We start from the raw sequence: 14,076 nt of genomic DNA on the forward strand, positions 1-14,076 counted from the left end.
CTGAAGGCGCATATTGTAACCGAGCAGGCCAGGCGTTCCGCCGCGGGCGCGAGCCTGCGGCACGGGTCCGCCGCCCGGGTCCCAGAAAGGCCGTCTGACGTTTCTAGTATCATTCCCGCCATGGTTCGCAAAACACATTTCGATCCGCAGCGCGTGCGCGAGGAAATCGCGATTGCGGCTGCGCGGATGATCGCCGAGGACGGCCTCGACTACGCCACCGCCAAGCGCAAGGCGGCGCGGCAGGTGATCGGCGAAGCCAGGATCGGCGGCGAGTTCCTGCCCGATAACGACCAGATCGAAGAGGAAATCCGCACGTACCAGGCGATTTTCCAGGGCGACAGCCAGCCGGCCGTGCTGCGTCACATGCGCGAAGTCGCGCTCGACTGGATGGATCGACTGAAGCCCTTCGATCCGTATCTGACGGGCGCGGTGCTCAATGGCACGGCGGGCGAGCATTCCGATATCCATCTTCAATGCTTCTGCGACAATCCGAAGGAAGTCGCAATCTACCTGTTGAACGCGAACATGCAGTACGACGTATCGGAGACGCGGCATTTCGCCGGGCGCGGCTATGTCGAGACGCTGAGTTTCCTGCATCGGGTGCGTGGCGAGGAACCGGTCGGCGTGCATATCGCGCTCTATGGCGCCGATGACCTGCGCGGCGCGGTGCGCGCGGATGCCCGCGGACGGCTCGCGCGCGCGAATGCGGCGGCCGTGCGCGCGCTGCTCGATCATCCCGATGTCCCGCCGCTGGAAGTCGGCGGCTGACCTTTCTTCTGGACGCTCATGAAAAGCACACGCATTCTGGCGGCCCTCGTGGTCGCGGTCGCCGCGACCGTCGGCGGTTTCTACGCGGGTCATCTGTTCACCGGCAGCGATACCGTGGCCGCGACGCCGGCGAGCGGCAACGCCGTCGAACAACTCTGGAAAGCGACGCCGCCCGGCGCCTCGGGCACGGCGCAGCCGCTCGCGGCGTACCGGGGCAAGCCGGTCGTCGTCAACTTCTGGGCCTCGTGGTGCGGGCCGTGCGTGAAGGAAATGCCGACCCTCTCCGCGATGCAGCGCGACTATGAGAAGAAAGGCATCACGTTCATCGGGCTCGGCGTCGACAGCGAGAAAAACGTCAACGACTTCCTGAAGAAAGTGCCGGTCGCCTACCCGGTCTATGTCACCGGTTTCGGCGGCGCGGATCTTGCGCGGAGCTTCGGCAACAATGCCGGCGGCTTGCCGTTCACCGTCGTGATCGATGCCAAGGGCCAAATCCGCTCGACAAAATTGGGCGAAGTCGATCCCGCCGAACTGAAGCACACTCTCGACAGCCTGTAAAAATTCGCAGCATTTAGGCAGCGGCTTGCGCTAAGTAAGCGGCGAGTTAAGGTACAGTACGGCGATCTTGCGGGGAATTCGGCTTGTCCCACGGCTTGGGATGGTAATTTCTCCCGCCGTTTCAGAACGACCTGCACGGTAAAACTAGACAAAATTCTCTAAACGGCGCTAAAGTGCGCCGAATTCCGCACAACCTGAAGCGACCATGACAACTCTGCCGGTGCCACGAGGCTACCTCGCCGTCGAGTCCGACACCCGTGAAAGCGGTGCCGGCCGCGTCAGAGCATTCGCAGCGGTCATGTCGTCCGGGCGCGCGCTTCGAAGCGACCACGATGACGCGTTCGATATGAACGCGTCGGGCGTGCCGACCGATTCCGCTGCCGTGGTTTCCGTCGGCGCTTGCATGGGCGCGGAGATGCGCGGCGTGTTTGCGCATGTCGGCCGGCTGGCCGCGCCGGTTCGCGGCTGAGCAGTCAGAACACCCACAAATCAAGTCAAGTGCCGGGCAAATCCCGGTCTCCAAGTATTGAAAGGGGAATTTTCGATGGACCTTCGTAAACTGAAAACGCTGATCGACCTCGTCTCGGAATCCGGCATCTCGGAGCTGGAAGTGACGGAAGGCGAAGGCAAGGTTCGCATCGTCAAGAACGCCGCGCCCGTCTACATGCAGGCGCCGCAGCAATACGCGCCGCAAATGCAAGCGCCGGCCGCGCCGCATTTCGCCGGCGCCGGCGAAGCAGGCGCACCGGCCTCGGCGGCCGCGCCGGCCGTAGTCGCACCGCAGGGTCACGTCGTGACTTCGCCGATGGTCGGCTCGTTCTATCGCGCGCCGTCGCCGGGTGCGGACCCGTTCATCCAAGTCGGCGATACGGTGAAGGAAGGCCAGACCCTCTGCATCATCGAAGCGATGAAGCTCTTGAACGAAATCGAATCGGACAAGGCTGGCGTCGTGAAGGAAATCCTCGTCGAGAACGGGCAGGCGGTCGAGTACGGCCAGCCGCTCTTCGTGATCGGCGACTAAGGGCGCACCGGGCCGTGCCGCGGATGCGCCTCGCAGCCGCCGCCGGCTTCACCGCCCCGGCGCGCTTCATGCGGCATCGATCCGTCGAGAAGCGCGCCGCCGATTGGATCCCCGAGGGCCGCTCGCGCGTGCCCGTTGATGAGCCGACCCACTATGTTTGAAAAAATTCTCATTGCGAACCGCGGCGAAATCGCGCTTCGCATCCAGCGCGCGTGCCGCGAGCTGGGCGTCAAGACAGTCGTCGTCTACTCCGAAGCCGACAAGGAAGCGAAGTACGTCAAGCTGGCCGACGAAGCCGTGTGTATCGGACCGGCGCCGTCGAACCTGTCCTACCTGAACATGCCGGCGCTCATCAGCGCGGCCGAAGTCACTGACGCCGAGGCCATCCACCCCGGCTACGGCTTCCTCTCCGAAAACGCCGACTTCGCCGAGCGCGTCGAGCAATCGGGCTTCACCTTCATCGGGCCGCGTCCGGAAACCATCCGCCTGATGGGCGACAAGGTCACCGCCAAGCAGACGATGATCAAGACCGGCGTGCCGTGCGTGCCGGGCTCGGAAGGCGCGTTGCCCGAAGATCCGCGCGAGATCGTGAAGATTGCGCGCGCGGTCGGCTACCCGGTCATCATCAAGGCGGCGGGCGGCGGGGGCGGGCGCGGGATGCGCGTGGTGCACACCGAAGCGGCGCTCGTCAACGCGGTCAACATGACGCGCGAGGAAGCGGGCCGCGCCTTCGGCAACCCGCAGGTGTACATGGAGAAGTTCCTCGAGAATCCGCGCCACATCGAGATTCAGGTGCTGTCGGATTCGTTCCGCAACGCGATCTGGCTCGGCGAGCGTGACTGCTCGATGCAGCGCCGTCACCAGAAGGTGATCGAGGAAGCGCCGGCGCCGGGCATCGCGCGCCGGCTGATCGAGCGCATCGGCGACCGCTGCGCCGACGCCTGCAAGAAGATGGGTTATCTCGGCGCGGGTACCTTCGAGTTCCTGTACGAGAACAACGAGTTCTACTTCATCGAGATGAACACGCGCGTGCAGGTCGAGCATCCGGTGACGGAACTCATCACGAGCGTCGACATCGTGCAGGAACAGATCCGCATCGCCGCGGGCGAAAAGCTCTCGATCCGCCAGAAGGACATCCAGTTCCGCGGCCACGCGATCGAATGCCGCATCAACGCGGAAGATCCGTTCAAGTTCACGCCTTCGCCGGGACGCATCACGTCGTGGCACACGCCGGGCGGTCCGGGCATCCGCGTGGATTCGCACGCGTACGCCAACTACTTCGTGCCGCCGAACTACGATTCGATGATCGGCAAGCTGATCGCGTACGGCGCGACGCGCGAGCAGGCGATCAACCGCATGCGTATCGCGCTGTCGGAAATGGTCGTCGAAGGCATCTCGACCAACATTCCGCTGCATCGCGAGATGATGATCGACGCAAAGTTCGTCGAGGGCGGCACGAGCATCCACTACCTCGAAAACAAGCTGGCGGCGCGACAGGCGGCCGTGGCGGAAGAGTCGTAAGCCGAGCGAGAGAGAGAAGCATGAGTTATCGGGAACTGATCGCCGAGCTGGATCGCGAGCGCGCGGAAGCACTGTCGGACGCGCTGCTCGAAGTCGGCGCGTTGTCGGTGTCGGTCGAAGACGCCGACGCCGACACGCCCGACGAGCAGCCGCTCTTCGGCGAGCCGGGTCTCGTGCCCGAGAAGCGCGCGTGGAATCGCTCGCGCGTGGTCGCGCTGCTCGCCGAGGACGCCGATCCCGACGTGCTGCTCGCCGCCGCCGCGAACGAGATCGGCCTCGCGGCGACGCCCGCCTTCACCGTGCGTGACGTGGAGGAACAGGATTGGGTGCGTCTCACGCAGGCGCAGTTCGATCCGATCGCCATCGGCGAGCGCATCTGGGTCGTGCCGTCATGGCACGACGCGCCCGATCCGGACGCGCTCGTGCTCGAACTCGATCCCGGTCTCGCGTTTGGCACCGGCAGCCATCCGACCACGCGCCTGTGTATGGAATGGCTGGAGCAGTCGGTGCGGCCGGGGCAATCGCTGCTCGACTACGGCTGCGGCTCCGGCATCCTCGCGATTCTCGCGAAGAAGTGCGGCGCGCAGCCGGTCGTCGGCATCGATATCGATCCGCAAGCGGTCGAGTCGGCGCGTCAGAACAGCACGCGCAATCACGCGGACGTGACCTACGGTTTGCCCGACGCGTGCCCCCCCGGCGAGTTCGATATCGTCGTCGCAAACATTCTCTCGAATCCGCTCAAACTGATGGCGTCGATGCTCGCCGCGAAGGTGAAACCGGGCGGCAGAATCGCGCTTTCGGGCGTGCTCGCGCGGCAGGCCGACGAAGTCGCGGCGGTCTATGCGAAGTGGATCGACATCGGCGTCTGGCGCGAACACGAAGGCTGGGTATGCCTCGCGGGAACCCGGCGCGAAAGCCTTTAGAATAGCGCCATCCTCCACGAATGGCCGTCAAGGCCAACGGCACTTCTTATATGGCGCTGGCAACCCGCTGCCCTCACTGCGAAACCGTGTTCAAGCTGGACCCGCACCTGCTCGCGCCGCATGACGGCCGCGTGCGTTGCGGACACTGCCAGGAAGTTTTCGATGCCGCGCATCATCGTTTCGAGCTTCCCGATGAGCCGGCCGCGGCTGGCGTCGCCCAGCATGCCGCGATCATCGACGATGACGTCGCCGTCGGGCCCACGACTAGTTCTCCCGATGCGTCCGCCCGTGCGCCCGTCACGCCCGTCACGTCTGAGGCGCCGCTGAAGCCGCGTCCGTTCGCACCGCGCAAGCTCGATCTCGACACGCCTTCCCAGCCCGTCCCGCCCTTCGGCACGAAGCCCGGCGAAGACAGCGAACGCACGGTATACGTTGACTCTCCCGCCTTCGCCAACGCGTCGGGACCGGCGCGCTCAGCGCCTCCGCGTACCGAGCCCGCGCAGTCCGATGCGGCGAACGAGCCATCCGCGCTGCCTTCCGAACCGGACCGCCTGAAGCAGTTCATCCGCGTCCGCTCGCCGCATCCCGACGCCGCGAACGCCGCGCAAGGCGGCGCCGCTGCGCCGCTCGGCGAGCCGCCCGTCGCACCGTTCGCTGGGCCCGTCGATGATCGCGCCGAGCCGTTCATCGGACCGGCTCCGCAACTGGACGCGCCGCCCGCGCGCCCCGCGCCGGAACCGCCTGCCGCATCCGCGTGGCGCAACGACGAGGAGCCGGCCTTCAGCGCCAAACCGCCCGCCCCCGCTCGCCGCACAAGCGCGAATGAAGCGTTTCCGGTCATTCGCGAGTCGCGGGAGGCGCGAGAGTCGCGCGCGCCCGTGCGCCCCGCGCCGAGCAAGGCCAAGCGCGTCGTCGGCATCATCGTCGCCGTGTTGCTGGCGTTGCTGCTGCTCGTGCAGCTCGCGTGGTGGCAGCGCGAAACCGTGATGGTGTACGTGCCCGGATCGCACTCGCTCTATTCGGATGTCTGCGACCAGATCGGCTGCACGATCTCACCACCGCGCAACATCGACGGATTGCAGATCGAGAGTTCCGGCCTGCGTCAGGTGGACGGCCCGCACAAGCTCGAGCTGAAGCTGTCGTTGCGCAATCGGCTGGATGTCGCGCTGGCATATCCGGCGCTCGAGCTCACGCTGCTCGACGACAAGAACAACGTCGCGATCCGCCGCGTGCTCTGGCCGCAGGATTACGCGCGACCGGGTACGATATTCGCCGTCGGCCTTCCGCCGCAAAGCGCGCAGCCGGTCGTCGTCCGACTTGATACGGGCGACGCGGTCGCCGCGAATTACCGGGTTCAGGTCTTTTATCCGTGATCACGGCCTTGGCGCCCCGTCGCGCGCAAGGCGAACCCAGTGCCACACGACGCGCGTGCCTGCCCTCATGGCCCGGCACGCGCGATTTTCCTGTCAGCATCTGACAATTCTCTGGAGCGCAACATGAGTCAAGTTACCCTCGGCGGCAATCCCATCGACGTCAGCGGCACGTTTCCGGGCGCGGGCCAGCAAGCGCCCGAATTCACGCTCGTCGGCGCGGATCTCGGCGACGTCAAGCTCGCGAGCTTCGCGGGCAAGCGCAAGGTGCTGAACATCGTGCCGAGTCTCGACACGCCGACCTGCGCCACCTCGACGCGCAAGTTCAACGAAGCGGCCGCGAGCCTGAACAATACGGTCGTGGTCGTGGTTTCGGGCGATCTGCCGTTCGCGGCGAAGCGCTTCTGCACGACCGAAGGCATCGCCAATGTCGTGACGGCATCGACATTCCGCGGCAATGAGTTCGCGCAGGCCTACGGCGTCGACGTGACGAGCGGCCCGCTCAAAGGCCTGACGGCGCGCGCGGTCGTCGTGCTGGACGAGAACAACAAGGTGCTGCACTCGGAGCTCGTGCCCGAGATCAAGAACGAGCCGAACTACGACGCAGCGCTCGCCGCGCTGAAGTAATCCTTCGCGACGGACCGCTTCGCATCGAAGCGGTCTGCGCATACGAGGCGCGGTGAACCGCTCGCCGCGCGCCGTATGTGCATTTTTTTCCTCGGCCCCTATTCATAAAGGACGTTCGCCTTGGCTACGCTCATCTGCGGCTCGCTCGCCTACGACAACATCATGACCTTCCAGGGCCGCTTCGGCGACCACATCCTGCCGGACCAGGTGCACATGCTGAACATCAGCTTCCTGGTGCCGACGATGCGGCGCAACTTCGGCGGCTGCGCGGGCAATATCGCCTATGCGCTCAAGCTGCTCGGCGGCGATCCGAAGATCATGGCGACGCTCGGCGCGGCCGATTCGCAGCTCTACACCGACCGGCTCGACGCGCTCGGTCTGTCGAAGGAATACGTGCGCGTGCTGCCGGATCAGCACTCGGCGCAGTGCTTCATCACGACCGATCTCGCGAACAACCAGATCACCGCGTTCCACCCCGGCGCGATGATGGAATCGCACCAGAACCGCGCCGATGAAGCGCGCGGCATCTCGCTCGGCATCGTCGCCCCTGATGGCGCCCAAGGCATGCGCGAACACGCCGAAGGAATGGCCCGCGCGGGCGTGCCGTTCGTGTTCGATCCGGGTCAGGGATTGCCTATTCTGGAAAGTGCGGAACTTTGTCGCATGATTGAACTCGCCACCTACGTGGCGGTCAACGATTACGAAGCCAAGTTGCTGAGCAACAAGACCGGCTGGTCGATCGAAGACATCAAGAGCCGGGTCGATGCCCTCGTCGTGACACGCGGCGAACACGGCGCGCAGATCTATCATCAAGATGGCGTGCTCGAAATTCCGTGCGTGGAAGCGCGTCAGGTGGTCGATCCGACCGGTTGCGGCGACGCATTCCGCGGCGGCCTGCTGTACGGCATCGAAAACAAGCTTGGCTGGGAGAAAACGGGGCGTCTCGCAAGTCTGATGGGCTCGCTGAAAATCGAACATCAGGGACCGCAAACCTACGCGCCGACGCGCGTCGAAATCGAAGAGCGTTTCAAGCAGGCCTTCGGAAGCAGCCTGTTCTGAATGATTGGAGTGAAGGAATGAAAACGGTAAGTCGTATCGCGCTGGCAATGGCACTCGTCGGCTCGGTGGCGCTGACGGGCTGCGCCTACAACAGCAGTTCTTCGGACGTCTACACGGCCTCGCAGGCACAGCGTGAGGAAACGGTACGCATGGCGACTGTCGAAAGTGTGCGCGGCGTGAAGATCAGCTCGAACAACGGCCAGCCGACCGGCCTCGGCACGATCGGCGGCGGCGCGCTGGGCGGCGTCGCGGCGGCAAGTGCGATCGGCGGCGGCAACGGCTCGATCATCGCGGGCATCATCGGCGGCCTGGCTGGCGCCGTGGCGGGCAACGCGGTCGAGAACAGTGTCGCGATGAAGAACGGCCTGGAGATCACCGTACGCCTCGATAACGGCGATCTGCGCGCGATCACGCAGACCGCGAACGGCGAGGTGTTCCAGGCGGGCGAACGGGTGCGTCTGTTGTCGAGCGGCGGCGTCACGCGCGTTACGCACTGAACTGAGCCACTGAGGCATTCAGCGGAGGAATAGGCGCCGCGCCGCAAGGCGCTGACCTCTCCGACACGAGCGCATGTATCGAAAGATGCATGCGCTTTTTCTTTGGGTGCTCGACTCGCGCGAGTTGCCCCATGCGATTCGTTCGCCGAAACGAAAAACCCGCCGCCAGGTTGCTCCGGCGACGGGTTCAGGCCGGGTAGGCCTACCCGGACCAAGGGCACAGCGCGCTGTGCCTGGGTGTTGCCTACTGCGAGAGCTTACGGACGGCTGCCCGTCGGGAACGGCCATGCCGCTGCCGGGTTCAACGCCGTCTTGACAGCCGCAGCCGGAGCCGGAGCGGGCGCCGATACGGTCGTTGCCGTCGTTGCAGGAGCGGCAGCCGTAGTCTTCTTCGCAGCAGCGGCCTTCTTGGCCGGAGCCTTCTTCGCAGGGGCCTTCTTTGCAGCAGGAGCGGGCGCAGCCGCAGGCGCAGGGGCTGCGGTTTTCGCAGCAGCCTTTTTCGCAGGAGCCTTTTTCGCGGCAGCCTTCTTCGCCGCGGCCTTCTTCGCAGGTGCCTTCTTCGCTGCGGCCTTCTTCGCAGGCGCCTTCTTGGCTGCGGCCTTCTTCGCCGCTACCTTCTTGGTCGCAACCTTCTTCGCTGCGGCCTTCTTCGCGGGCGCCTTCTTCGCCGCGACCTTCTTCGCTGCTACCTTCTTCGCCGCGACCTTCTTCGCTGCTACCTTCTTTGCCGCGACCTTCTTCGTCGCTACTTTCTTTGCAGCAACCTTCTTCGCTGCGACCTTCTTCGCTGCTACTTTCTTTGCAGCGACCTTCTTCACAGCGACCTTCTTAGCGGCAACCTTTTTCGCCGGCGCAGCCTTCTTGGCGGTGACCTTCTTTGCTGCAGCCTTTTTCGCGGCGGGTTTTTTCTTGGCAACTGCCATGGTTTTTCTCCTTCAGGTTTTCAGATGAGAGTCAGTTCAAACTACACCCTTCGTCAAAACCCGCTTCCCACGTGTCGCCTCTCACAGCGCACGCTACGAAGCGGATTATTCATCGGCGTACGCTGATCCCACCTGCTTACGCTAATGAATACGGCAAGGCGCGCCGTGCCCCGAGGCACCGCGCGCCAAATTGAGTCAGCACCGCTTGTTCGCGGCGCCGGCCTTCGCTTGATCGAGCCAGCGAGCTTGCCGCTGGCATGTTCCGGGGGGAAGTTTGCCCATCCCTTTTCAGGGAACGCAAAACGCCTGTCTTCCATTCGAGCCACTTGGCCCGCCACGTCAGTAGGCGCACTCTGCATCAGGCGACCGTTCTCCTAAACCTTGTCGGCCGGGCGCGCGTGAGCGACACGCTGCTGCCCGTCCGTCCCGTCGATTTCGTCTGCAACACGTCCTGGATTTTTATTATTCCCAGGTCAGCGCGCCGCCGGTTTGATACTCAATCACGCGTGTCTCGAAGAAGTTGCGTTCCTTCTTCAAGTCGATCATTTCGCTCATCCACGGGAACGGGTTTTCCTCGTTCGGGAAGAGCGGGTCCAGTCCGATCTGCTGGCAACGCCGGTTGCAGATGAACCGCAAGTAGCTCTTGAACATCGACGCGTTCAGGCCGAGAACCCCGCGCGGCATGGTGTCTTCAGCGTAGCGATATTCAAGATCGACAGCCTGCTTGAAGAGCTCGCGAATCTCGGCCTTGAATTCGGCGGTCCACAGTTGCGGCTCTTCCAGCTTGATCTGGTTGATGAGGTCGATGCCGAAGTTGCAGTGCATCGATTCGTCGCGGAGGATGTACTGATACTGCTCCGCCGCGCCCGTCATCTTGTTCTGGCGACCCAGCGCCAGAATCTGCGTGAAGCCGACATAGAAGAACAGGCCTTCCATGATGCAGGCGAACACGATCAACGACTTCAGCAATTTCTGGTCCGCTTCCAGCGTGCCGGTGGTGAAGGCCGGGTCGGTCAGCGTATTGATGAAGGGGATGAGGAACTCGTCCTTGTCACGGATCGACTTGACCTCGTGATACGCGTTGAAGATCTCGCTTTCATCGAGACCGAGCGATTCGACGATGTACTGGTACGCGTGCGTGTGGATCGCCTCTTCGAAGGCCTGGCGCAGCAGGAACTGGCGGCACTCCGGAGCGGTGATGTGACGGTACGTGCCGAGCACGATGTTGTTCGCGGCGAGCGAGTCCGCCGTGACGAAGAAGCCGAGGTTGCGCTTGACCACGCGGCGCTCGTCGTCCGAGAGACCGTTCGGGTCTTTCCACAGGGCGATGTCGCGCGACATGTTCACTTCCTGCGGCATCCAGTGATTCGCGCAGCCCGCGAGGTACTTCTCCCACGCCCACTTGTACTTGAACGGGACGAGTTGATTGACGTCGGTCTTGCCGTTGATGATGCGCTTGTCGGCGACATTGACGCGCGCTTCGCTCTGCGCGGCGATCGCGCCGGCGGACGGTGTGGCGGCTGCGGGGGGAACGAAGCCATCGGAGAAGATGTTGTTCGCCTGAGCAGTCTGGGCAGCTTGATGAGCGTGCGCTACTTGCGTCGCGCCTTGCGTGCCGAAAGTCGTGCCTTGAGCGTGACGCAACGGGTTCTGTTGCGAAGCGCTCGAGGGAGCTACGGCAGTGGTCTCGTCATCCCAGTTGAGCATAAATTCTCACCATCAATTTAGATCGGTTTGTACCATCTTTTCATGAGCGATAAAAGAGTTTGCTCATGAAAAATCTCGTTTTCATGCGATTTAGATTCGACGTTGCTACCTGCATACAACACTTGGCTCGTCGATGTGTGTGTGAGGCTCGATGCGACATCTCTTCGATCGGGTGTGAAGCGGTCCTGATCGAGTGACTTCGAAGGCATCTCCGCATGCTTGCGAGTAACTTCATCGATGCCTTGGAAGCCTTGTCTCACAAGGCTTTGCGGCCGACGCACAAAGCACGCTGCGAAGCACATCGCGTTTCGCTGCAAGCATCGGCTCACTGATGAGCATGCGATCTCGAACGCATCGAAGCGTGACGCGCTTCGCTCATCGATCCATCTTGCTCGACGACACTCGATGCGATGCAAAACATGTGTCGAGAAGCGATCGACTTGCTGCCTTCTCTCGCTCTCTTCGATGACCTTCGAAGCATGTCATCGGACCCATGCCGCGTCGCTCGAAAGACTCTCGCGAAGGCATCTCGAAGCGCGCTCTACTGCCTGCTTGCGGCCGCGAATTCGTTGCCGAAGTTTAGCATCTGGTGTCTCGTATTTCCACAATATCTTGTGCTTGAAAATATCACCAATACAACCTATAGCGTGTTTACGCGGCGCTCCGACTCACTGCAGAACCTTGCGCCAGGCGTCACCGGCCTCGCAGCGGATCGAGCAACGCACGCAAGTTGTTGTGGTCGATCTCATGCATCAAGGCGAGCAACTTGCCGAGCTTGCCCTCTGGAAAACCCTCACGCGCGAACCACGCGAGATAGTGACCAGGCAGGTCCGCGATGAGCCTGTCCTTGTACTTGCCGTACGGCATCGTCTGCGTGACGAGACGCTGCAGATCTTGCGGGTCCATCGCTTCTTCACTCCTCGTTCAATGTTCATCGCACCACGCAACGCGTGGCAATCGCTCAGCGACTGCTCCATATCGGTGCCATAATCGCCGCTCTTGCCGCCAAGAGTTGATCGCGATTCACCATGCCGCTTGCCGTCAAAGCTTTCATCGCCCCTCTCATCGTCGCGTGCGCGATGTTCATGGAAAGCGTCGACGCCAATGTCATCGTCACGGCGATTCCTGAAATGGCTCGTGCCTTCGGACGCGATCCCGTCACGTTGAAGGTCGCAGTCACGAGCTACGTGCTCGGGCTCGGCGTCTTCATACCGATCTGCGGCTGGGTCGCCGACCGCTTCGGCGCACGCGCCGTGTTCCGCACGGCGATCGGCGTGTTCGTCGTCGGCTCGCTGCTCTGCGCGGCTTCCACTTCGCTCGGACCATTCACGGTCGCGCGCTTCATCCAGGGCGTCGGCGGCGCGATGATGGTGCCCGTCGGCCGCATCATCATCTTCCGCTCGGTGCGCCGCTCCGACTTCATCCGCGCGATGAATTACCTCTCGGTGCCCGCAATGCTCGGACCCGCGGTCGGGCCGCTGCTCGGCGGTTTCATCACGACGTACCTGCACTGGCGCCTGATCTTCTTCATCAACATTCCGATCGGCATCGCCGGCATCTGGCTGACCAATCGGCATATCCCCAACTCGCACGAGGAGCATCCCGGCCGGCTCGACTGGTTCGGCTTCTTCCTCTCGGCGAGCGCGGGCGTGTTGCTGCTGCTCGGACTCTCGCTCGTCGGCGGCGAACTGATTCCGCAAGGCACCGCCTACGCGATGTGCGCCGCCGGCGCGCTGATGGTCGTGCTGTACTGCATCCACGCGCGCCGCGCGGAGAAGCCGCTGCTCGATCTGCGCTTCTTCCGCGTGCCGACGTTTCAGGCGAGCGTGCTGGGCGGCTCGATGTTCCGCATCGGACTCGGCGCGGTGCCATTCCTTTTGCCGCTCGCGCTGCAGGAAGGTCTCGGCATGTCCGCGTTCAAGTCCGGCGCGATCACCTGCGCGTCCGCGTTCGGCGGCATGTTCATGCGCTCGTTCGCATCGCGCGTGCTGCATCGCTTCGGCTTCCGTCAGACGCTCTTCTACAACGCGGCGCTGTCGGGCATCGCCATCGCGGCGTGCGGCGCGTTCTTCCCCGGCACGCCGACCTGGGTGATCTGGGCTGTCGTGCTGCTCGGCGGCTTCTTTCCCGCGTTGCAGTTCACGAGCCTCAACTCGCTCGCGTATGCGGAGATCGAAACGCGCGACGTCGGACGCGCGACCAGCCTCGCGAGCTTCGTGCAGCAGGTGTCGCTGGGGCTTGGCGTGACGGTCGCGGGTATCACGCTCGAACTCTCGCAATATCTGAACGGTCATGCGAGCGTGCAATGGTCCGACTTCTGGCCTGCGTTCGTCGTCGTGGGGCTGTTTTCTTTTCTTTCGATGCCGATTACTGCGCGGCTCGCGCACGATGCCGGCACGGAGATCTCGCGTGGGACGCGCGGCTGAGTCTGGTTCTTCTGCTGGGTTTCTCGCCGGATCCCGTTGGCGTGTCGGTCTGTTGGCGTTGCCCCTGTGCGGGGCGGCAGTCACTTTCTTTGCTGCTGCAAAGAAAGTAACCAAAGAAAGCAGCTTTCCCCATCCAAAGTACTTCACGCCGGCCGCGGCACAGGCGATCAGTCTTGGCACAGCAGTAGCGAGTGCCCTCAAAGGCCTAAACCGGGCTTGGACCGCGCACGGTCTGTCACATCGCGCCACAAAACAAACTGGTTCAGCACGAAATGGCTCCGGCCCGCTTCGCGGCCGATGGGCTAATCGGGTCTGCGTGGGCTTCTGCGTTTCTCTTTTCTCGTCGGTTTCCCTTGCATACCCAACGGCAGCGCGTAGCGCTGTGCCGATGCTATTTCGTGCTGAACCAGCGCGCTCAAACGACTAGCTTGTCAGACCGTGCGCGGTCCAAGCCCGAGGTGGCCTGTGAGGGCACTCGCTACAGACGCCACGAGCGACGAGAAGAACACCCAAATTGCGTGTGACCGCGGGCGTCTCGAGCTGCTTTCTTTGGTTACTTTCTTTGCAGCAGCAAAGAAAGTGACTGCCGCCCCGCACAGGGGCAACGCTAACCGACCAACCCGCCAACGGGATCCGGCGAAAAAAAAACGGACCAGCACCGGAGCATAAAAAAAAC

14 protein-coding genes and 1 pseudogene are annotated in these 14,076 nt (G+C 63.3%); 11 read left to right on the forward strand and 4 right to left on the reverse strand.

Features of this window, described 5'->3' with window-relative positions; translation table 11 throughout:
- The first annotated feature begins 120 nt into the window (after positions 1-120).
- The 10 genes from NK8_RS11855 to NK8_RS11900 all read left to right on the forward strand — a co-directional run bounded on the left by NK8_RS11855 (position 121) and on the right by NK8_RS11900 (position 8,344).
- Complete coding sequence (locus NK8_RS11855; protein WP_213226461.1) at positions 121-768, forward strand: UDP-N-acetylmuramate--alanine ligase; 648 nt, start codon at positions 121-123, stop codon at positions 766-768.
- An 18-nt stretch (positions 769-786) separates the two neighbouring features.
- Complete coding sequence (locus NK8_RS11860; RefSeq protein ID WP_162066335.1) at positions 787-1,326, forward strand: TlpA disulfide reductase family protein; 540 nt, start codon at positions 787-789, stop codon at positions 1,324-1,326.
- Positions 1,327-1,531: 205 nt separating this feature from the next.
- Positions 1,532-1,795 (forward strand): hypothetical protein, encoded by a 264-nt coding sequence (locus tag NK8_RS11865; protein ID WP_213226462.1) that lies wholly within the window; start codon positions 1,532-1,534, stop codon positions 1,793-1,795.
- Between the two features lie 75 nt (positions 1,796-1,870).
- On the forward strand, positions 1,871-2,347 hold the full coding sequence (accB, locus tag NK8_RS11870) for an acetyl-CoA carboxylase biotin carboxyl carrier protein (protein ID WP_162066337.1): 477 nt from the start codon (positions 1,871-1,873) through the stop codon (positions 2,345-2,347).
- Positions 2,348-2,500: 153 nt separating this feature from the next.
- On the forward strand, positions 2,501-3,868 hold the full coding sequence (accC, locus tag NK8_RS11875) for an acetyl-CoA carboxylase biotin carboxylase subunit (protein WP_062255370.1): 1,368 nt from the start codon (positions 2,501-2,503) through the stop codon (positions 3,866-3,868).
- Between the two features lie 20 nt (positions 3,869-3,888).
- The gene (prmA, locus tag NK8_RS11880; protein ID WP_213226463.1) at positions 3,889-4,791 is read left to right on the forward strand and encodes a 50S ribosomal protein L11 methyltransferase; all 903 of its coding nucleotides are present in this window, start codon (positions 3,889-3,891) and stop codon (positions 4,789-4,791) included.
- 50 nt (positions 4,792-4,841) lie between these two features.
- A complete protein-coding gene (locus NK8_RS11885; RefSeq protein WP_213226464.1) occupies positions 4,842-6,164 on the forward strand; it encodes a zinc-ribbon and DUF3426 domain-containing protein in 1,323 nt (440 codons plus the stop codon).
- 123 nt (positions 6,165-6,287) lie between these two features.
- Complete coding sequence (gene tpx, locus NK8_RS11890; protein WP_213226465.1) at positions 6,288-6,788, forward strand: thiol peroxidase; 501 nt, start codon at positions 6,288-6,290, stop codon at positions 6,786-6,788.
- A gap of 120 nt (positions 6,789-6,908) precedes the next feature.
- On the forward strand, positions 6,909-7,847 hold the full coding sequence (locus tag NK8_RS11895) for a carbohydrate kinase family protein (RefSeq protein WP_162066341.1): 939 nt from the start codon (positions 6,909-6,911) through the stop codon (positions 7,845-7,847).
- Positions 7,848-7,864: 17 nt separating this feature from the next.
- Complete coding sequence (locus NK8_RS11900) at positions 7,865-8,344, forward strand: glycine zipper 2TM domain-containing protein (RefSeq protein WP_008342914.1); 480 nt, start codon at positions 7,865-7,867, stop codon at positions 8,342-8,344.
- A gap of 257 nt (positions 8,345-8,601) precedes the next feature.
- Here NK8_RS11900 and NK8_RS11905 read toward each other — a convergent pair whose 3' ends face one another.
- The 4 genes and pseudogenes from NK8_RS11905 to NK8_RS11915 all read right to left on the reverse strand — a co-directional run bounded on the left by NK8_RS11905 (position 8,602) and on the right by NK8_RS11915 (position 11,880).
- Positions 8,602-9,267, reverse strand: a complete 666-nt coding sequence (locus NK8_RS11905; protein ID WP_213226466.1) for a histone H1-like DNA-binding protein — start codon at positions 9,265-9,267, stop codon at positions 8,602-8,604.
- 31 nt (positions 9,268-9,298) lie between these two features.
- Positions 9,299-9,626: pseudogene (locus tag NK8_RS42775) on the reverse strand (hypothetical protein).
- Between the two features lie 103 nt (positions 9,627-9,729).
- Entirely contained in the window at positions 9,730-10,974 is a 1,245-nt protein-coding gene (locus tag NK8_RS11910) for a ribonucleotide-diphosphate reductase subunit beta (protein WP_162066343.1), read from the reverse strand.
- Between the two features lie 693 nt (positions 10,975-11,667).
- Positions 11,668-11,880, reverse strand: a complete 213-nt coding sequence (locus NK8_RS11915; RefSeq protein WP_162066344.1) for a DUF3820 family protein — start codon at positions 11,878-11,880, stop codon at positions 11,668-11,670.
- 122 nt (positions 11,881-12,002) lie between these two features.
- Here NK8_RS11915 and NK8_RS11920 point away from each other — a divergent pair, with 122 nt between their 5' ends.
- Positions 12,003-13,400 (forward strand): MFS transporter, encoded by a 1,398-nt coding sequence (locus tag NK8_RS11920; RefSeq protein WP_162066345.1) that lies wholly within the window; start codon positions 12,003-12,005, stop codon positions 13,398-13,400.
- Positions 13,401-14,076: the final 676 nt, after the last annotated feature.

Origin of the sequence: Caballeronia sp. NK8, assembly GCF_018408855.1 — a bacterium.
Classification (GTDB): Bacteria; Pseudomonadota; Gammaproteobacteria; order Burkholderiales; family Burkholderiaceae; genus Caballeronia.

Bases quoted from the DNA above. Each gene is read 5' to 3' on its own strand.
- tpx (WP_213226465.1), top strand. From the start codon at position 6,288: ATGAGTCAAGTTACCCTCGGCGGCAATCCCATCGACGTCAGCGGCACG.
- NK8_RS11900 (WP_008342914.1), top strand. From the start codon at position 7,865: ATGAAAACGGTAAGTCGTATCGCGCTGGCAATGGCACTCGTCGGCTCG.
- accB (WP_162066337.1), top strand. From the start codon at position 1,871: ATGGACCTTCGTAAACTGAAAACGCTGATCGACCTCGTCTCGGAATCC.
- prmA (WP_213226463.1), top strand. From the start codon at position 3,889: ATGAGTTATCGGGAACTGATCGCCGAGCTGGATCGCGAGCGCGCGGAA.
- accC (WP_062255370.1), top strand. From the start codon at position 2,501: ATGTTTGAAAAAATTCTCATTGCGAACCGCGGCGAAATCGCGCTTCGC.
- NK8_RS11910 (WP_162066343.1), bottom strand. From the start codon at position 10,974: ATGCTCAACTGGGATGACGAGACCACTGCCGTAGCTCCCTCGAGCGCT.
- NK8_RS11860 (WP_162066335.1), top strand. From the start codon at position 787: ATGAAAAGCACACGCATTCTGGCGGCCCTCGTGGTCGCGGTCGCCGCG.
- NK8_RS11865 (WP_213226462.1), top strand. From the start codon at position 1,532: ATGACAACTCTGCCGGTGCCACGAGGCTACCTCGCCGTCGAGTCCGAC.
- NK8_RS11855 (WP_213226461.1), top strand. From the start codon at position 121: ATGGTTCGCAAAACACATTTCGATCCGCAGCGCGTGCGCGAGGAAATC.
- NK8_RS11885 (WP_213226464.1), top strand. From the start codon at position 4,842: ATGGCGCTGGCAACCCGCTGCCCTCACTGCGAAACCGTGTTCAAGCTG.
- NK8_RS11915 (WP_162066344.1), bottom strand. From the start codon at position 11,880: ATGGACCCGCAAGATCTGCAGCGTCTCGTCACGCAGACGATGCCGTAC.
- NK8_RS11905 (WP_213226466.1), bottom strand. From the start codon at position 9,267: ATGGCAGTTGCCAAGAAAAAACCCGCCGCGAAAAAGGCTGCAGCAAAG.
- NK8_RS11920 (WP_162066345.1), top strand. From the start codon at position 12,003: ATGCCGCTTGCCGTCAAAGCTTTCATCGCCCCTCTCATCGTCGCGTGC.